The sequence below is a fragment of the Ruegeria sp. AM5 genome (assembly GCF_056540645.1).
Window position 1 is genome coordinate 45,140 of the sequence record NZ_JBQFXC010000008.1, and the last position, 18,814, is coordinate 63,953.

Annotated in this window: 17 protein-coding genes; 12 read left to right on the forward strand and 5 right to left on the reverse strand. The window is 57.7% G+C overall.

Going from position 1 to position 18,814, the window contains the following annotated elements; all coding sequences use genetic code 11:
• The first annotated feature begins 126 nt into the window (after positions 1 to 126).
• Complete coding sequence (locus ACR0AH_RS16660; protein WP_170466734.1) at positions 127 to 2,382, forward strand: NADP-dependent malic enzyme; 2,256 nt, start codon at positions 127 to 129, stop codon at positions 2,380 to 2,382.
• Positions 2,383 to 2,385: 3 nt separating this feature from the next.
• Positions 2,386 to 3,258, forward strand: coding sequence for a ribokinase (locus ACR0AH_RS16665; RefSeq protein ID WP_170466732.1), 873 nt, complete (start codon positions 2,386 to 2,388; stop codon positions 3,256 to 3,258).
• Here ACR0AH_RS16665 and msrA read toward each other — a convergent pair.
• The 3 genes from msrA to ACR0AH_RS16680 form a co-directional block, all read right to left on the reverse strand.
• Entirely contained in the window at positions 3,255 to 3,926 is a 672-nt protein-coding gene (msrA, locus tag ACR0AH_RS16670; protein WP_480592862.1) for a peptide-methionine (S)-S-oxide reductase MsrA, read from the reverse strand. The genes ACR0AH_RS16665 and msrA overlap by 4 nt on opposite strands.
• Positions 3,927 to 4,017: 91 nt before the next feature.
• A complete protein-coding gene (locus ACR0AH_RS16675; RefSeq protein ID WP_170598637.1) occupies positions 4,018 to 4,299 on the reverse strand; it encodes an SCP2 sterol-binding domain-containing protein in 282 nt (93 codons plus the stop codon).
• 135 nt (positions 4,300 to 4,434) lie between these two features.
• Positions 4,435 to 5,661 (reverse strand): argininosuccinate synthase, encoded by a 1,227-nt coding sequence (locus ACR0AH_RS16680; protein WP_170426327.1) that lies wholly within the window; start codon positions 5,659 to 5,661, stop codon positions 4,435 to 4,437.
• Between the two features lie 139 nt (positions 5,662 to 5,800).
• Between ACR0AH_RS16680 and ACR0AH_RS16685 the strand changes: the two genes are divergently transcribed.
• Positions 5,801 to 6,568, forward strand: coding sequence for a hypothetical protein (locus tag ACR0AH_RS16685; protein WP_170408791.1), 768 nt, complete (start codon positions 5,801 to 5,803; stop codon positions 6,566 to 6,568).
• Between the two features lie 57 nt (positions 6,569 to 6,625).
• Positions 6,626 to 7,852: a threonine ammonia-lyase IlvA gene (gene ilvA / locus ACR0AH_RS16690; RefSeq protein ID WP_170399362.1), complete on the forward strand. Its 1,227-nt coding sequence runs from the start codon at positions 6,626 to 6,628 to the stop codon at positions 7,850 to 7,852.
• On the opposite strand, the gene ACR0AH_RS16695 is transcribed toward ilvA, so the two are convergent.
• The gene (locus tag ACR0AH_RS16695) at positions 7,849 to 8,199 is read right to left on the reverse strand and encodes an Hpt domain-containing protein (RefSeq protein WP_480592864.1); all 351 of its coding nucleotides are present in this window, start codon (positions 8,197 to 8,199) and stop codon (positions 7,849 to 7,851) included. The two genes, ilvA and ACR0AH_RS16695, sit on opposite strands and share 4 nt — an antisense overlap.
• Positions 8,200 to 8,320: 121 nt before the next feature.
• On the opposite strand from ACR0AH_RS16695, the gene ACR0AH_RS16700 reads away from it, so the two are divergent.
• Positions 8,321 to 9,595, forward strand: coding sequence for a PP2C family protein-serine/threonine phosphatase (locus ACR0AH_RS16700; RefSeq protein WP_480592911.1), 1,275 nt, complete (start codon positions 8,321 to 8,323; stop codon positions 9,593 to 9,595).
• Here ACR0AH_RS16700 and ACR0AH_RS16705 read toward each other — a convergent pair.
• Positions 9,592 to 10,035 (reverse strand): NUDIX hydrolase, encoded by a 444-nt coding sequence (locus ACR0AH_RS16705; RefSeq protein WP_170399359.1) that lies wholly within the window; start codon positions 10,033 to 10,035, stop codon positions 9,592 to 9,594. The genes ACR0AH_RS16700 and ACR0AH_RS16705 overlap by 4 nt on opposite strands.
• 76 nt (positions 10,036 to 10,111) lie before the next feature.
• Here ACR0AH_RS16705 and hslO point away from each other — a divergent pair, with 76 nt between their 5' ends.
• The 7 genes from hslO (at position 10,112) to ACR0AH_RS16740 (ending at position 18,771) form a co-directional block, all read left to right on the forward strand.
• Complete coding sequence (hslO, locus tag ACR0AH_RS16710; protein ID WP_170399357.1) at positions 10,112 to 11,098, forward strand: Hsp33 family molecular chaperone HslO; 987 nt, start codon at positions 10,112 to 10,114, stop codon at positions 11,096 to 11,098.
• On the forward strand, positions 11,088 to 11,687 hold the full coding sequence (locus ACR0AH_RS16715) for a CoA pyrophosphatase (protein WP_170399354.1): 600 nt from the start codon (positions 11,088 to 11,090) through the stop codon (positions 11,685 to 11,687). The genes hslO and ACR0AH_RS16715 overlap by 11 nt, the downstream gene beginning before the upstream one ends.
• Positions 11,684 to 12,838, forward strand: a complete 1,155-nt coding sequence (locus ACR0AH_RS16720) for a CCA tRNA nucleotidyltransferase (RefSeq protein ID WP_480592866.1) — start codon at positions 11,684 to 11,686, stop codon at positions 12,836 to 12,838. The genes ACR0AH_RS16715 and ACR0AH_RS16720 overlap by 4 nt, the downstream gene beginning before the upstream one ends.
• Positions 12,839 to 13,032: 194 nt before the next feature.
• Complete coding sequence (locus ACR0AH_RS16725) at positions 13,033 to 14,871, forward strand: ABC transporter ATP-binding protein (protein ID WP_480592868.1); 1,839 nt, start codon at positions 13,033 to 13,035, stop codon at positions 14,869 to 14,871.
• On the forward strand, positions 14,868 to 16,700 hold the full coding sequence (locus ACR0AH_RS16730; RefSeq protein WP_480592870.1) for an ABC transporter ATP-binding protein: 1,833 nt from the start codon (positions 14,868 to 14,870) through the stop codon (positions 16,698 to 16,700). The genes ACR0AH_RS16725 and ACR0AH_RS16730 overlap by 4 nt, the downstream gene beginning before the upstream one ends.
• 39 nt (positions 16,701 to 16,739) lie before the next feature.
• Positions 16,740 to 17,963: a class I SAM-dependent RNA methyltransferase gene (locus ACR0AH_RS16735; protein WP_480592872.1), complete on the forward strand. Its 1,224-nt coding sequence runs from the start codon at positions 16,740 to 16,742 to the stop codon at positions 17,961 to 17,963.
• Between the two features lie 22 nt (positions 17,964 to 17,985).
• A complete protein-coding gene (locus ACR0AH_RS16740; protein ID WP_170408783.1) occupies positions 17,986 to 18,771 on the forward strand; it encodes an ion transporter in 786 nt (261 codons plus the stop codon).
• Positions 18,772 to 18,814 lie beyond the last annotated feature (43 nt).

Here is an 18,814-nt window from a genome sequence, read left to right on the forward strand (position 1 = left end):
CGTGTTCCGGGCGCGACCTTACAAATCCCGCATCTTCAGTAAAAGGTGAAAACTCATTCTCGTTGAGGCGCGGCCCCGCCTGCGTTATGAGGCAAAAGCCCCAAAGTCATGGAAACGACCTGTAAGATGCCCAAAGCGAAGATCACCAAAGAAGAGGCGCTGGCCTTTCACCTAGACCCGACCCCCGGCAAGTGGGAGGTGCAGGCCACCGTACCCATGACCACGCAGCGCGATCTTTCGCTAGCTTACAGCCCTGGCGTTGCGGTTCCCTGTGAAGCCATCGCTGAAGCACCAGAGACGGCGTATGACTATACAAACAAAGGCAATCTGGTTGCCGTGATCTCGAACGGTACCGCCGTTCTGGGCCTTGGAAATCTGGGTGCGCTGGGCTCAAAACCGGTGATGGAAGGCAAATCGGTCCTGTTCAAGCGGTTCGCTGATGTGAACTCGATCGATATCGAGCTGGATACCGAAGACCCTGACGAGTTCTGTCGCGCTGTGCGCCTGATGGGTCCGACCTTTGGCGGTATCAATCTGGAAGATATCAAAGCACCCGAATGTTTCATCATCGAACAACGCTTGAAGGAAGAGATGGATATCCCGGTCTTCCACGATGATCAGCATGGCACAGCAGTGATTTGTGCGGCGGGCCTGCTTAACGCGTTGCATATCTCGGGGAAGAAGATCGAAGATGTAAAAATCGTCCTGAACGGGGCAGGCGCTGCAGGAATTGCCTGTATCGAACTGCTCAAGGCCATGGGTGCACGGCACGAGAATTGCATCGTCTGCGACACCAAGGGCGTGATTTATCAGGGCCGGACCGAGGGCATGAACCAGTGGAAGTCGGCCCATGCCATCACGACTGATCTTCGCACTTTGGAAGAGGCCATGAAGGATGCGGATGTATTTCTGGGCGTATCGGTCAAAGGGGCGGTGACACAAGACATGGTCGCCAGCATGGCTGACAATCCGGTGATTTTCGCCATGGCGAACCCTGACCCGGAAATCACCCCGGAAGAGGCGCACGAGGTGCGCGTTGATGCGATCGTCGCGACGGGCCGTAGCGATTATCCGAATCAGGTGAATAACGTTCTGGGTTTTCCTTACCTGTTCCGCGGTGCGCTGGATATTCATGCCCGTGCGATCAATGACGAGATGAAAATCGCCTGCGCCCACGCTCTGGCGCGATTGGCACGTGAAGATGTTCCGGATGAGGTTGCCATGGCCTATGGCAAGTCGCTGACTTTTGGGCGCGACTACATCATTCCAACGCCTTTTGATCCGCGCCTGATCCACCGTATCCCGCCTGCGGTTGCCAAGGCTGGTATGGATACCGGCGCGGCGCGACGTCCGATCATTGATATGGACGCTTATGAGCTGAGCCTGAAATCCCGCATGGACCCGACGGCCAGTATCCTGCGCGGCTTGAACGCGCGGGCGCGTCAGGCGCAAAGCCGGATGATCTTTGCCGAGGGTGACGATCCGCGCGTATTGCGCGCGGCCGTTATGTACCAACGCTCGGGCTTTGGTAAGGCTTTGGTTGTGGGCCGGCCAGACGACGTAAAGGAAAAGCTCGAATCCGCTGGTCTTGGGGACGCGGTGCGTGAAATTGATGTGGTGAACGCCGCCAACACCGCGCATCTCGAGGCCTATAAGGATTTTCTGTATCAGCGCCTGCAGCGTAAGGGCTTTGATCACAAAGATATTCACCGACTCGCTGCACGGGATCGACATGTGTTTTCGTCTCTGATGCTGGCGCATGGTCATGCGGATGGTCTGGTGACCGGGGCCACACGCAAGTCGGCGCACGTGCTGGACCGTATCAACCATGTGTTTGACGCCGATGCCGCCCATGGCGCGGCTGGGGTTACCGCGTTGCTGCACAAGGGACGGATTGTTCTGATTGGCGACACTTTGGTGCATGAATGGCCGGATGAGAACGATTTGGCCAATATCGCTGAGCGCGCCGCAGCCGTGGCGCGCCACATGGGGCTAGAGCCCCGGGCGGCCTTTGTCAGTTTCTCGACCTTCGGTTACCCGGTGTCTGAACGTGCTGAGAAGATGCACCGTGCCCCGGCAGTGCTGGACGAGCGCGGCGTCGATTTCGAGTACGAGGGCGAGATGACGGTTGATGTCGCCCTGAATGTTGATCAGCAGGAAGCCTATCCGTTCCAACGACTGACCGGACCAGCCAATATCCTGATTGTTCCTGCACGACACTCGGCCTCGATTTCGACCAAACTGATGCAGGAAATGGGCGGCGCCACCGTGATCGGCCCGATCCTGTCCGGCGTCGACAAGCCGATCCAGATCTGTTCGACGGTCTCGACCGCAAATGACATTCTGAACATGGCCATCCTGGCCTCCTGCGATATCGGGTAATTCATGACAATCTGGAACCTTGGCTCAATCAACGCGGATATGGTCTATGCCCTGCCGCATTTGCCCGAAGCGGGTGAGACACTGGCGGCCAGCAGGCTACAGAGGTTTCTGGGTGGCAAGGGCGCCAACATGTCTGTGGCGTCTGCACGAGCCGGATCGCGGGTATCCCATATCGGCGCGGTGGGCGCGGATGGCCTTTGGGCACGGGACCGGCTGACCGAATATGGCGTGGACACGCGGCATATTGCCGAGGTGGATGTGCCGACCGGTCACGCCATCATCGCAGTAGATGCGCAGGGTGAAAACCTGATCGTTCTGTATCAAGGCGCCAACCATGCCATCTCGAACGACCAACTTGGTCAGGCGTTGTCCTCGGCGGTTTCAGGTGATCTTCTGGTGATGCAGAACGAAACCAATGCGCAGATTGAGGCCGCTAAACTAGGTTGCGAAATGGGGCTGACTGTCTGCTACGCCGCCGCCCCATTTCAGGCAGACGCAGTGCAAGCGGTTTTACCGTATCTGGATTTTCTGATCCTCAACGAAGTCGAGGCCGAGCAATTGCAGGATGCAACGGGTCTCGCCCCTTCAGACCTGCCGGTCGAACATGTGATCGTCACCTTTGGCTCAAAAGGTGCGCGCTATTATCAGCAAGATCATCAACCCCAAGCGTTTCAGGCCCATAAGGTCAACGCTGTGGATACCACCGGGGCAGGTGACACATTCACCGGCTATGTGTTGGCTGGCATGGACCGGGGTATGCCGATGGCGCAGGCGATTGCCCAAGCAAACCGCGCCGCGGCCCTGATGGTCACGCGGCACGGCACTGCAGATGTCATTCCTGATCTGAAAGAGGTGCGCGAAGCGCAGTTTGACTAGGACCCTGCAAAGGGCGCTTCGTTGCCCCACAATTGTTTGACCCGCGCATCGCGACCGCAGGCTTCGCGGTAGGCCTTATAGGCGTTCTTTTGGCGCTTGGGGCCAAAGCGGGTCAGTACCAGCTTGCTACCCTTGTAATAATCCTGGTGATACGCCTCGGCTGGATAAAACGTTCCGGCTTGCAGGATCGGCGTGACCACAGTCTGCCCCAGCGCGTTTTGTGCGCTGGCCTTGGCTTGCTGTGCCTGCGCCTTTTCCCCTTTGTTAGAGACGAAAATTGCTGTGCGATAGCTGTCGCCGCGATCGCAGAACTGGCCGCCCGCATCCGTGGGATCGACTGAGCGGAAGAACATGTTCAGCAAGGTTGCACGGGAAACGCGGGCGGGATCGAAGGTGATCTGGACCGCCTCGTAATGCCCTGTTCCGCCTTTCGAGACCTGATCATAGGTGGGGCTATCCGTCTTGCCACCGGTATAGCCCGAGACCGCGCCGATCACGCCGGGCACGGACTCGAAATCGGATTCCACGCACCAGAAACAGCCACCGGCGACTGTTAGCGTCTCAGTGCCAGCGGCCGGAGCAGGTAAGGCGCGCAGCATTGCTGCCAACAAGATCAGCACAAACAGAAGTGAAGGTTTCAGGCAATCAAGGTAAGTGATCCGGGTCATGGCAGGTCTCCTTCCGAAACCAAGCTGCCCGCAGATTTTTGTGCTTGCAATGCGCTGACATGATTTGTCACGCGCTGGTGAGACGAGTTTATCAGCCCAGCAGCTGCCCCAGCTTCATCGCAACACCCATGTTGCCCGAGATTTTCAGCTTGCCCAGCGCAACCCCGGTCATTGGGTTCAGCTTACCGGTCAGCAACTTAGAGAGGTTCTCGCGCGAGATGCGGATGGTGCAGTCTGTGTCCCGATCCTGGGTTGAGGCAGTATTCTCCGCCAGAACGATCACGCCCTCATCACCACAATCGAACTTAAGCGATCCGTCAAAGTTTTTGCCGTTCAAACCCTTTTGAATTCCGTCGGCGATGTCTTGCAGCATTATCCGTCCTTCCCTGATTGACGTATGCGTAAAGTCAATCGCCTGATCCGGGCAAGCCCGACCCGACGGAAACCCGGCAAAGAAAAACCCCGGTGCCTGATCAGACACCGGGGCCAGATCTAAAATTCTGAACGCTTACTTGCTCAGCCGTTTGTCACGCGCGGCCAGAAGCTTCAGGCGCAGTGCGTTCAACTGGATGAAGCCTGCCGCATCTTTCTGGTCATATGCACCGGCGTCTTCCTCAAAGGTCACGTGCGCCTCGGAGTACAGCGAATGATCCGACCAGCGGCCCACGGTTGAGGCAAGACCTTTGTACAGTTTCACGCGAACGGTGCCGGTGACATGCTCTTGCGACTTGTCGATGGCTGCCTGCAGCATCTCCCGCTCGGGGCTGTACCAGAAGCCGTTATAGATCAGCTCGGCATATTGCGGCATCAGCTGGTCCTTCAGATGCATCGCGCCGCGGTCCATGGTGATGGACTCGATCCCACGATGCGCTTCCAGCAGGATGGTGCCGCCGGGGGTTTCGTAAATACCGCGCGATTTCATGCCCACGAACCGGCCTTCGACCAGATCGAGACGGCCAATGCCGTGCTTGCCGCCATATTCGTTCAGCTTGGTCAGGATGGTCGCGGGGCTCATCGCCTCGCCATTGATGCTGACCGCGTCGCCTTTTTCAAAACCGATCTCGATAAACTCCGGCTCGTTCGGCGCATCCTCGGGGTGGACAGTGCGTTGATAGACATAGTCGGGTGCCATATCGGCGGGGTCTTCCAGAACCTTACCCTCGGACGAGGTGTGCAGCAGGTTGGCGTCAACCGAGAAGGGCGCTTCGCCGCGCTTGTCCTTGGCAATCGGGATCTGGTTCGCCTCGGCAAATTCCAACAGCTTGGTACGGCTGGTCAGGTCCCACTCACGCCACGGCGCGATCACCTTGATTTCGGGATTCAGTGCGTAAGCAGCCAGTTCAAAACGAACCTGATCGTTGCCCTTGCCAGTCGCGCCGTGGGCCACAGCGTCAGCACCGGTCGCTTCGGCGATCTCGACCAGACGTTTCGAGATCAGAGGCCGTGCGATCGAGGTGCCCAGCAGGTACAGCCCTTCGTACTGTGCGTTGGCGCGGAACATCGGGAAGACAAAGTCGCGAACGAATTCCTCGCGAATATCTTCGATATAGATGTTCTCGGGCTTGATCCCCAGCAGCTCGGCTTTCTTGCGGGCGGGCTCCAGCTCCTCGCCCTGACCCAGATCGGCGGTGAAGGTCACGACCTCACAACCATACTCGGTCTGCAGCCATTTCAGAATGATCGAGGTATCAAGGCCACCGGAATAGGCCAGAACAACTTTCTTGGGCGCGGACATCTGACTTCCCTTTATGCGTAGAACGACTGGCCCCTAACGGGTTTTGGGCGTGGGGGCAAGCTGTGTGGATTGACGCAGCCCGGGAATTGGGGTGAAACGGGCGGATAGAGAACAAGGATTGGTTGAGAGGGCGGTATTTATGCTGGGATTAGAGATTTTCGTGCATTCGGTGAGGATGGTTCTTAGGAACCTGACGCAGGCGCTACAGATTTCAGTCGTACCGGCGCTCATTGGCGGCTTTTTAGCCATCGGCCTGTTCTTCCTGTTTGGCATCCCTTTCGAAGAATTCAACAGTGAAACCAATGGCTTCCCTGAAGGCGTAACGGCCGCGTCCTTCACCGGATTTCTGCTCTGCCTTATGGCCGTTGTCTTTGGGGTCATGCTGTGGATTGTCGTGTCGTGGCACCGTTTTGTTCTACTTGAGGAATATCCAAGCGGTTTGGTTCCGCCTTTCAGGTTCGACCGTGTGCTCGCCTATTTCGGACGCCTTCTGATGCTCGGCCTAATCGCTCTTATCATCATGATACCGGGAGCGCTGATCATGGGCATGATGGCGCAATCCTCTGTGGCGCTGGGAATTCTGGTTTGGCTGGGTTTGATCATCATTCTCACGATCGGATTCTATCGGGCCTCCCCGATTTTACCCGGCGCAGCGATCGGAAAACCAATAAAGCTGTCTGAAGCGTGGCAAGCAACCTCGGGCGCAAGCGGAGCCATCGCACTTCTGGTCGTCTTATCCATCCTCTTCCAAATATTGCTTCAGCTACTTGCGTCTTTGCTGCTTTTCGTCCCGATCATCGGTGTCTTGATTGTCTTGTTTGCGAGCATGCTGATCGTCCCACTGATCAATGTCAGTATCCTGACGACGATCTATGGTGTGTTCATCGAAAAGCGCGAGCTGGCCTAAGCCCGTACACATATGTATTCCTTGCCCTTTCGACGATGATGGGGCAGGGAATCCAACATGACTGATTTCACGACCCGCGCCCGCGCTGCCGAAAAGGCAATGCGCTCAGTGTTTCCGGCAACTCCGTTGCAGCGGAACGCCCATCTGTCCGACCGTTACGGCGCGGATATCTGGCTCAAGCGCGAAGACCTCAGCCCGGTGCGGTCGTATAAAATCCGCGGTGCGTTCAATGCGATGCGCAAGCAGCAGGGGCAGGACCTTTTCGTCTGCGCCAGCGCTGGCAACCATGCGCAGGGCGTGGCCTATATGTGTAAGCATCTGGGTGTGCGGGGTGTGATCTTCATGCCGGTGACCACGCCGCAGCAGAAGATCCAGAAGACGCGCATTTTCGGCGGCGACAATATCGAGGTTCACCTGATCGGTGACTATTTCGATGACACGCTGGCTGCGGCGCAAAGCTGGTGCGCAGAACAGGGCGGATATTTCCTGTCTCCGTTCGATGATGCGGATGTGATCGAGGGGCAGGCCTCATTGGCGGTTGAGATCGAAGAGCAATTGGGCCGAGTGCCCGATCATGTAATTCTGCCGGTTGGCGGCGGCGGTATGTCTTCGGGGGTGGCGACCTGGTTCGGGGACCGGGCGCATTGCCTGTTCGTGGAACCGGCCGGCGGGGCGTGTTTGCGCGCGGCGCTGGCAGCGGGGCACCCGGTGGCGCTGGATCATGTGGATACATTTGTCGATGGCGCAGCAGTAGGCCGGATTGGTGAGAAACCGTTTGAATTGCTGAAATCGCGGCATCTGTCGGATGTGCTGACTTTGTCCGAAGACCGCATCTGTACCACAATGATCGAGATGCTGAATGTCGAGGGCATCGTTCTGGAACCTGCCGGTGCGTTGGCGGTTGAGGCTGTGGGTGACGTGCAAAGCTTTGTGCGTGGCAAGACGGTGGTCTGTGTCACCTCGGGCGGGAACTTCGATTTCGAGCGTTTACCAGAGGTCAAAGAACGTGCGCAGCGCTATTCCGGGGTGAAGAAATACTTCATCCTGCGCCTACCGCAGCGCCCCGGTGCCCTGAAAGAATTCCTCGGCATCCTCGGCCCTGAGGATGATATCGCACGGTTCGAATACATGAAGAAATCGGCGCGCAACTTTGGCTCGGTCCTGATCGGAATCGAAACCCGCAAGCCCGAGAATTTCATGCGCCTGTTTGCGCATCTGGATGAAGCCGGGTTTACTTATACGGATATCACCGAAGACGAGACGCTGGCACAGTTTGTGATCTAGCGCAGGTTTTCGGCCAGACCGGCCTGAAACAGTTTTTTCGACTCGTCGTAGGCCGCGATAATCGCCAGCAAATCAACGGCGGCGCTTTCACCTGCGGCTGCGCGTCGCTCACCGTCTTGGCACAGTTTCGAGAAACTATCAAAGCCAAGACTCAGCGCGCTGCCCTTCAGGAAATGCAGGTTCTGTTCGATCTCGGACCGGGTAGTGTCATCGCGTAGCTTAGTGATAACTTCCTGAACCTCGTCCAAAAAGATTTCGACAACCTCGGTGAACTCGTCTGCGCCGACTTCATCACGTAACTGTCTGACTCTGGACCACTGAATCATGCCACCCTCTTGCGGTTGCATATTGTTAGACCGTCGCGGGTAAAGATGGGGTTAAATCGCGGCCATTTGGTTTTTCATAGGATGTTAAGCTGAGAGGCATAGCGTTGCGACAACTGGAGAGTTGAGCAAGTACAGGGACTTCATGGTGCCGGATGCCAGTCAAGTTGAGACCCGGTTGGAGCTGGATTTTGGCGCGATCCGCAAGGTTCTTGTTGTGGACGACAGCCGTCTGCAGCGGCGCATTCTGGTGGCCTCGCTAAAAAAGTGGGGATTCGAGGTTCTTGAAGCCGACAGTGGTGAAGCCGCGATAGAGCTTTGCACCTCGGACCCGCCTGATCTTGTTCTAAGCGACTGGGTCATGCCAGGTATGGGCGGGCTTGAGTTTTGTCGCGCCTTCCGAGAGCTGGACAGTGAGCAATATAGCTATTTCATTCTTCTGACCTCAAAAAGCGAAAAGCAGGAGGTCGCGCGCGGTTTGGACGCTGGGGCAGACGATTTTCTGATCAAGCCGCTTGAGGCTGATGAGCTGCGTGCGCGCATATCGGCCGGGGCGCGTATTCTTGACATGCAACGCGAATTGTCCCGAAAAAACCAATTGATCGAAACAGCGCTGAACGAACTGAAGCTTGCCCATGATGCGATCGATAAAGATCTGATGCAGGCCCGAAAGATTCAGGACTCGCTGGTGCCCGAATTGAAGGGAACCTTTGGCAACTCACAGGTCAGCCTGCTTCTGAAACCTTGCGGTCATATCGGCGGTGATCTGGTGGGGATGTTCTCGCCCGGTGTCAATCGGCTGGGGTTTTACAGCATCGATGTCTCCGGCCACGGGATCACCTCTGCGATGATGACGGCACGGCTGGGCGGGTATCTGTCCAGCACGCATTTCGATCAGAACATCGCGATGGAGCGTCGTTTTAATAAATTCTACGCCCTTCTGCCACCCGAAGAGGTCGCGTCGTTGCTCAACTCGCGTCTGATCGCCGATGCCGGGATCGAAGAGTATTTCACCATGGTCTATGCCATCATCGATCTGCGCAACGGACATCTGAAAATGGTGCAGGCCGGACACCCGCATCCGCTGTTGCTGCGCCGTGATGGTAAAACCGAGTTTCTGGGCGAAGGCGGGTTGCCCATTGGTTTGCTGCCTGATGCGCAGTTTCAGCAGACGGAAACCTATATGCAACCGGGCGACAAGCTGCTCTTGCATTCGGATGGGTTCACCGAATGCCAGCTCGCCGACGGCAGTCTGCTGGATGATGACGGGTTGAAGGCGATGGCTGTTGAATGCGCCGCCGATCACGGTGGACCGGAATTCCTGGATGACATGTTCTGGCGTCTTACACAGGTGATGTCACCGGACAGCGGAATTGCGGATGATGTCTCTGCAGTGTTTTTTGAATATAACGGACCTTAAAGCCCATGCAGGTGGCGCTGGGCGAAATGGGCGTCGCCCTCGTTGCCCAACAGATGAACGGCATCTGCGGTCTCCATCCAAATGGCCTCGTGAAGGTCTTCGGTCGGAGGGCCTAGGCGTCTGACCGGGTGGGCGCGGTAAATCAGGCAGACCTTCTCGGCCCACAGATCGTATTCCGGCATGTAGGTATATCGACGAAACGCACCCACTCTCCGGGGCGCGGCGATCAGCCAGCCGGTTTCTTCGTAAACCTCACGGTGAAGCGCTGTAATGGGTGATTCCCCCGGATCGATGCCGCCGCCCGGCAGCTGCAGATCGGGTCCGGGTTCCAGCTGACAGGTCAGCAGCAATCGGTTGCCTTGTGGCAATAGGGCATAAACGCCGACCCGCCGGGTGTATTTTCGCTCTGCCTCGGGGCTTTCACCGAACCGTCTGATCATGTAAGGCCCCTTTCAACCCAAACTGTTCAACCTATATGGTGGCGGTATGCCAACCTGTGGCGCTTAAGGAAACCCCATGTCTATTGGAACCAAAATCGCGTGGGACGATACCGTCCTGCCCTTTCAACTCGATATACCCGACATGCGAGGCCGCGTGGCCCGGCTGGACGGCGTGTTGGGCGGCATCTTGAAACAGCACGACTACCCGGAGGTGGTCGAGGCGCTGGTGGCCGAGATGGCCCTGCTGACTGCATTGATAGGGCAAACGGTATCGCTGCGCTGGAAGCTGTCTCTGCAGGTGCAATCCAAGGGCGCGGTGCGGATGATCGCAACCGATTATTATGCGCCACAGGTCGAGGGTGAACCCGCGCAGATCCGCGCATATGCGAGCTTTGACCGCGACCGGCTGACCGATGCAGCCCCTTTCGATCAGGTGGGTGACGGGTACTTCGCCATCATGATCGACCAAGGTGAAGGTACACAGCCTTATCAGGGCATCACTCCACTGGCGGGGGGATCACTGAGCGCGTGTGCGGAAGCCTATTTCGCGCAGTCCGAACAGCTGCCGACCCGATTTTCGTTGAGCTTCGGCAAATCGACCGAACCCGGTGTCGGTGAACACTGGCGCGCTGGCGGGATCATGCTGCAGCACATGCCCAAAGCCTCGCCCTTTGCCGCTTCCGGGGAGGGCAGCGGAGAGATCCTGTCTGCCTCGGATTTGGTGGATGGTGAAGAGGGCGAGAACTGGGATCGCGTCAACATCCTGCTCGACACCGTGGATGATCTGGAGATGATCGGGCCATCCGTTGCGCCAACCGACCTTCTGGTGCGTCTGTTTCACGAGGAACAGCCTCGCGTCTATGATGCACAGCAGGTAAAATTCGGTTGCACTTGTTCCGAAGATCGCGTGCGCCAAAGCCTGTCGATCTATTCGGCGCAGGATATTGCGACAATGACCACGGACGAAGGCACCGTCACAGCAGACTGCCAATTCTGCGGTGCGCACTATGTGCTGGACCCTGCGACCGTCGGGTTCGAGGCCGAAGGCCCGGATGGCGCGTGATCTGATCACAGACCTGACCGAGGCGCTGAGCCGTGACGGGTCCGGGTCCAGTGACTTTGATCTGAACCCGGAAACGGTGCTGCCGGCGGGACGCAAACTGCGCCCTGCAGGCGTGTTAGTGCCTGTTTCCGTGACGGGAGACGCACCCAGATTGATCCTGACCAAACGCTCTTCGGCGTTGAAACACCATCCGGGCCAGATCGCCTTTCCGGGTGGAAAACAGGATGAGGGCGACATCGACGTTACTGCGACAGCTTTGCGCGAAGCACAGGAAGAAATTGGTCTTCCGCCAGAACTACCCAGTATTCTGGGTCATCTGCCCACTCATGAAACCGTGACGTCCTTTTCGGTCACGCCGGTTGTTGCGATCCTTGAAGCCAGTTTTGAACCAGTCGCCGAACCGGGCGAGGTGGATGAGATCTTCTTCGTTCCGCTTGCGCATGTCCTGAACCCAGAGAATTATGTCGTCGAGTCGCGCCGTTGGCGTGGCCAAAGACGGTATTACTATGCTGTGCCCTATGGCCCCTATTATATCTGGGGTGCGACGGCACGGATGCTGCGGGGATTGGCAGCGCGGATGAGTGAATGAAGCGGATCACAGAAGATTGGTTAACCGACCAAGCCACGCAGGATGTATGCACCGCCCTGACCAACGGCGGGGCGCAGGCGCTATTCGTTGGTGGCTGTGTGCGCAATGCTCTGCTGCAGGCGCCGGTTTCTGACATTGATATCGCCACAGACGCCGAGCCGGAACACGTCGTGGAACTGGCGCAGAAAGCTGGGCTGAAGCCGATACCAACAGGGATAGACCATGGCACCGTGACGATTGTCAGCAAAGGTATCCCGCACGAGGTCACGACGTTTCGCCGTGACGTCGAAACGGATGGTCGGCGTGCTGTCGTCGCCTTTTCCGACAAGGTCGAAGAAGACGCCGCGCGTCGTGATTTCACCATGAACGCGCTTTATGCCAAACCTGACGGCACAATCCTTGATCCGCTGAACGGTTTGCCGGATCTACAGGCGCGTCGCGTACGGTTCATCGGGGAGGCCAGTGATCGCATCCAAGAAGACTACCTGAGATCGCTCAGATATTTCAGGTTTCATGCTTGGTACGGGGATGCGGACGGTGGCTTTGACCCCGCTGCACTGGATGCAATAGCTGCAAATTTGGACGGGTTAGAGACACTTTCGCGCGAACGGGTCGGGGCCGAGATGCTTAAACTGCTCGCTGCGCCTGACCCCGCGCCGTCGGTGGCCGCCATGCGCATCACTGGCGTTTTGGCGCAGCTTTTGCCCGGGGCTGATGACCGGGCGCTGGCGATCCTGATTCAGCTGGAACAAGACGCCCATGCAGCGCCCGAAGCGATTCGTCGTTTGGCCGCGATTGCATCGCCCGAAGTGGCCAAAACCCTGCGTCTTAGCCGCGCGCAACTGCAGCGTCTGGCTCGGATGCGCGACGAAGCGATGGCGACGACCAGTGTCGCAGAATTGGGTTATCGCTATGGGTCGGAAGGCGGATTGCACGAGACACTTTTGCGTCATGCATTTCTTGAACAGCCTTGGTCCGAAGACCTGAACCGAGCTTTGCAAAAAGGGTCCGCGGCCAGTTTCCCGATCAAGGCGGCGGATTTGATCCCCGCCTTCTCGGGCCCCGCGCTGGGCGCAAAACTGGCCGAGCTTGAGGCGCGTTGGATCGCGTCGGATTTCGCGCTTAGCCGCGAAGAATTGCTGGCCGACTGATTTGAAGTCTCAAAAAGGGATGACAAACCCGATTTGATTTGGCAGGGTGCGCCTGACTCATATGGAGGGAGGAATGCGAATGTATTACGGGATCTGGTTCGGCTAAAGCCCGGAACACTTTGACCCGTAGGGGTGGTGTTCTGGCGCCATCTTTCTTCGCATGACCTATTTTCTGCTCAATCGGAGCACTCTCCATGTTTCGCTACTTCGAAAATCTCATTGACCCTTTTGTTGCCTATGAACAGGTAGACAAGCCACCGACGCGGCTGTGGCCTTTCATGCTGGGTTACTCGCAGCCTTTCAAACGCGTTTTTGTATTGGCCGCGCTGATGTCCGTGGTCGTTGCGGCGGTCGAGGTCGGGCTGATCTTCTATATGGGCCGCGTTGTGGACCTGTTGGGCAGTTCTCCCGCCGAATTCTGGCGGGCGCATGGAACTGAGTTGATCGTGGTTGCCGCGCTGATCCTGTTCATTCGCCCGATCCTGCAACTTGTTGACGTGCTGTTGCTCAACAACACAATCTTGCCGAACTTTGGCACGCTGATCCGTTGGCGCGCCCATAAACATGTTCTGCGTCAATCGGTTGGCTGGTTCGAGAATGACTTTGCCGGGCGCATCGCAAACCGGGTTGTTCAGACCCCGCCCGCCGCGGGTGAGGTGGTCTTTCAAGTCTTTGACGCGATCTCGTTCTCGATCGCCTACATGATCGGTGCGGCCATTCTGCTGATGGCGGCTGATCCGCGCCTGTTGTTGCCTTTGCTGATCTGGCTGGTGTTTTACGGCGCGCTTGTGCGATGGACCGTAAAACGGGTTGGCCCCGCGTCGCAGGCAGCGTCGGATGCACGCTCGACCGTGACGGGCCGGGTGGTGGACAGCTATACCAACATCCACTCGATCAAGATGTTTGCCCATGACACTCAGGAACAGGACTATGCGCGCGAGGCGATTGCGGAAACCCGCCGCACTTTCCAGATCGAGATGCGGATTTTCACCATCATGGATGCAGCACTAGTTGCGCTGAACGGTGTGCTGATCGTGGGAGTCGTTGGTTGGGCGATCTTGCTTTGGACGCAAGGTAGCGCAACGGTGGGAGTGGTGGCCGCCGCCACGGCGTTGACGTTGCGGCTGAATGCCATGACCGGGTGGATCATGTGGGCGCTGACCAGCTTCTTTCGCGAGTTGGGTATCGTTGCCGAGGGTATGCAGACCATCGCGCAGCCCATCGATCTGTTGGACGAACCTGATGCGAAACCTTTGCGGCTGGGTAATGGCCAGATCGAAATACGCGATCTGTCTCATCACTATGGACGGGAAACCGGTGGTTTGGATCACGTCAACTTGACCATCCGGCCAGGCGAAAAGATCGGCCTGATCGGTCGCTCAGGTGCGGGAAAATCGACCCTAGTAAAGCTGCTTTTGCGGTTTTACGACGTCGAGAAGGGTGCGATCCTGATCGATGGCCAGGATATCTCGAAGGTCACGCAGGACAGTTTGCGCAGCCATATTGGCATGGTTCAGCAGGACAGTGCTCTGTTGCACCGCTCGGTTCGGGCCAATATCCTCTATGGTCGGCCTGATGCGACCGAAGAACAGATGATTGCCGCTGCGAAACAGGCCGAAGCGCATGAGTTCATCCTCGATCTGCAAGACCCGGAGGGCCGCACTGGCTATGATGCGCATGTGGGTGAGCGGGGCGTGAAGCTGTCTGGCGGTCAGCGGCAGCGTGTGACGCTGGCGCGGGTGATCCTGAAAGACGCGCCGATTTTGCTATTGGACGAGGCGACATCTGCCCTAGATTCCGAAGTCGAAGCCTCGATACAGGAAACACTCTACGGCATGATGCAAGGCAAGACCGTGATTGCCATCGCGCACCGGCTCAGCACGATTGCTCAGATGGATCGCATCCTGGTGATGGATGGCGGCCGGATCGTTGAGCAAGGCGGTCATTCCGATCTGTTGGCGCAAGGAGGGCTTTACGCTCAGTTCTGGGCGCGGCAATCTGGAGGCTTCCTGAACCCGGAGGCCGCTGAATGAGGATTGCCGACCTCATCCAACCGTTCAAAGACACAGAAACGCCCCCGCCGCAAACGCTGGGGGCGTTCATCCGTTGGAGCTTGTCCGGCGCCTGGCCGATGCTGTTCGTCGCAGCCGCCTTCTCGGCGATCGCGGGTGCGATGGAGGCTGGCACCGCCTGGGTCCTGGGCCGCGTCATTGATCTGACCACCAACAGCAGCCCCGAGGCGTTTCTGACCGGCGGCAATCTCGCGATCATTTTGGGTGCTGTCGCATTCTTCATGCTTATACGCCCCGCACTGTTCGGACTGTCATCGGTGGCAAACAACTACATCGTCATGCCCAACATCACGCCGTTGGTTTTGGCAAAACTGAACCGCTGGACGCTGGGCCAGTCGGTGACCTATTTCGATGACGATTTCGCCGGACGTATCGCCCAAAAACAGATGCAGACATCGAACGCCATGACGCAAGTGGTGTCCGAAACAATCAGCGCTATTGTCTTCGCTATTGCCTCACTTGCAGGCTCATTGCTTTTATTAGGGTCTATTCACCCGCTTGTGATGCTGCCATTTGTTGCCTGGCTTGTTGTCTATTTCCTGCTAGTGCGCTGGTATCTTCCACGCATCCGCGTACGCTCTGCCGCGCGGGCGGGGGCGCGGGCGATGGTATCGGGGCAGGTGGTCGATACGATCACCAACATCAAAACCGTCAAGCTGTTTGCCCATTCCGAGTTCGAAGATCATACCGCCCGAAATTCCATGGTCGACCTGCGTGAACGGTCGCTGGAATTCGGCAAGCTATCGGCCAGTTTCCGGTTCATCCTAATGACTCTGGCGGGGGTGCTGCCGGTCCTGTTGATCGGCGCGACACTGTGGTTGTGGCAGGCGGGCATCGCGACGGCCGGGGACATCGTGGCGGCCGGGGCCGTGGCGATACGCATCTCGCAAATGACCGGCTGGGTCAGTTTCACACTGATGGGCCTTTACGCAAATGTCGGTGAGATTGAAAACGGAATGCACACACTGACCAAGCGCGTTCGGGTTGAGGATGCTCCGAACGCATCGACACTTGTGGTCTCAGAGGGCGAGATTGCCTTTGACAGCGTCAGCTTTGCCTATGGCCGCGATATCGGTGGTGTTGCTAAACTTAATCTCACTGCCGCACCGGGTGAAAAGCTGGGCATAGTCGGGGCCTCAGGTGCGGGGAAATCCACTTTGGTTTCACTTTTGTTAAGGCTCTATGACGGGGAACATGGCGTTATTGCCATCGACGGGCAGAATGTCTCTCACGTGACTCAGGACAGCCTGCGGCAACAGATTGGGATGGTCACGCAGGAAACCGCGATGTTCAATCGTTCGGCGCGCGAGAACATCCTCTATGGTCGTCCTGACGCGACTGAAGATGAGCTGATAGAGGCCGCGACCAAAGCCGAGGCGCATGAATTCATACTCGGTCTAGAGGATGCGCAAGGACGCAAGGGCTATGACGCGCATCTGGGCGAACGCGGCGTGAAGCTGAGCGGCGGGCAACGACAGCGGATCGCTCTGGCTCGCGCTATCCTGAAAGACGCACCGATATTGGTTCTGGACGAGGCGACGTCGGCGCTGGATTCCGAGGTCGAGGCAACGATTCAGACGGCACTGCACCGGGTGATGCAAGGCAAGACCGTGCTGGCTATTGCCCACCGCCTGTCCACGCTTAGCGAGATGGATCGGATTATTGTTCTGGATCACGGTCATATCGTTGAAAGCGGGACGCACGAGGCTCTGCTGGAGCGTGGAGGGTTGTACGCCCGGTTCTGGCATCGCCAATCGGGCGGCTTCATTCAGGCCGAGGCTGCAGAATAAAGGGTTTTGTTGCGCTCAAACCCCAGTTATCAGGCCTCCATGACGCAGCAATACACAATAAACCGCCTTGGACATCAGGGCGACGGAGTCGCCGATGGTCCGATCTATGCGCCACGCACTCTGCCGGGTGAAGTGGTCAGCGGTACGTTGCTGGGTCAGTTTCTGAACGATATTCGCGTCGAAACACCCTCGGATCAGCGGGTCAAGGCACCCTGCCGTCATTACAAGGCCTGCGGCGGCTGCCAGTTGCAACATGCGACCGATAATTTTGTCGCCGAGTGGAAAATTGAGGTGGTGCGCAACGCGTTGGCCGCGCAGGGGCTCAATGCCCTGATGCGGCCCATTCACACTTCGCCTGAACGATCCCGCCGTCGGGCCACCATCGCCGTGCGGCGCACCAAGAAGGGTACGCTGGCCGGGTTTCATGGTCGCGCTTCTGACACGATTACCGAAATCCCGGATTGCCATTTGCTGCACCCAACCTTGATTGCTGCCATCCCGGTGGCCGAAGCCTTGGCGTTGTTGGGTGGCAGTCGGAAAGGTGTGTTGGCCGTAACGCTGACCCTGTCCGAAGTCGGTTTGGATGTTGCGGTCAAGGGCGGCAAACCGCTGGATGGACCGTTGGAACTGGCGCTCGCGCAAGTGACCGAGCATCACGGTTTTGCCCGGCTTAGTTGGGATGATGAGGTTATCGCCATGCGTAAGCCTCCGATCCAACGCTTTGGAACCGCTGGTGTCACCCCACCGCCCGGAGCGTTTTTACAAGCCACAAAAGACGGAGAACAGGCTCTATTACAAGCTGTTTCCGACGCTACGTCGGGTGCAAAGCGGATTGTCGATCTGTTCGCCGGATGCGGGACATTCTCGCTGCCGCTGGCACAGACAGCTGAAGTTCATGCAGTCGAAGGTGAGGCCGAGATGACGAAGGCCTTGGATCAGGGCTGGCGCAAGGCGCAAGGCTTGAAACAGGTCACAGCCGAGGCCCGAGACCTGTTCCGCCGCCCGCTCATGCCCGATGAACTCAAGAAATTCGACGCCGTTGTGCTTGACCCGCCGCGTGCTGGGGCCGAGGCGCAGGTGGCCGAGCTGGCGCAGGCCATGCGCCCGGTGGTTGCTTATGTCTCGTGCAACCCGATCACCTTTGCCCGTGACGCAAAAATGCTGGTTAACGCCGGATATGCCCTTGAATGGGTACAGGTGGTTGACCAATTTCGATGGTCGTCACACACCGAACTTGCTGCTCGGTTCATTTTGAACAAATAACCCTGAGATAAGGACCGCCCGCATGGTGATCGCCCAACGACTGCTGCCCATCATCGAAGCACCGGCTTTCGGGAAATTCATCACCGGTGTGATCCTGTTCAACGCGGTACTGCTGGGGATGGAGACATCGCCTACGCTGATGGACGCAGCGGGCCCGCTGATCGTGACGCTGGACAAGCTGTGCCTTTCCATATTCGTCATCGAAATCGTCATGAAACTGATCGCCACAGGGCGCCGGTTCTTCACCAGCGGCTGGAATGTGTTTGATTTCGTGATCGTGGGCGTCGCCCTAGTTCCCAGTGCAGGGGCGCTTTCAGTTCTGCGGGCACTGCGTATCCTCCGGGTGCTGCGCGTCATCTCGGTCGCGCCGCGCCTGCGCCGAGTGGTCGAAGGCTTCATCTCAGCCCTGCCGGGCATGGCCAGCGTGTTCCTGCTGATGGCGATCCTGTTTTACATCGGCGCTGTGATCTCAACCAAACTTTTCTCGGGCACGTTCCCCGATTGGTTCGGCGATCTGGGTCTGTCGGCCTATACGCTGTTCCAGATCATGACGTTGGAAAGCTGGTCCATGGGCATTGTCCGCCCTGTGATGGAGGTGTATCCCTACGCTTGGCTTTTCTTTGTTCCCTTCATCATGGTGACCACCTTTGCGGTGGTGAACTTGCTGGTCGGTCTCATCGTGAACTCGATGCAGGATGCCCACCATGCCGAGGATGAGGTCAAGACCGATGCCTATCGTGATGAGGTTCTTGAAAGGCTGGAATCGATCGAACGCCGCCTGACGGAACAGTCGAACAGCAAAAAGTGATTTAAGTTTCGCGAAAATCTGGCATAATAATTGACAAAAAAGA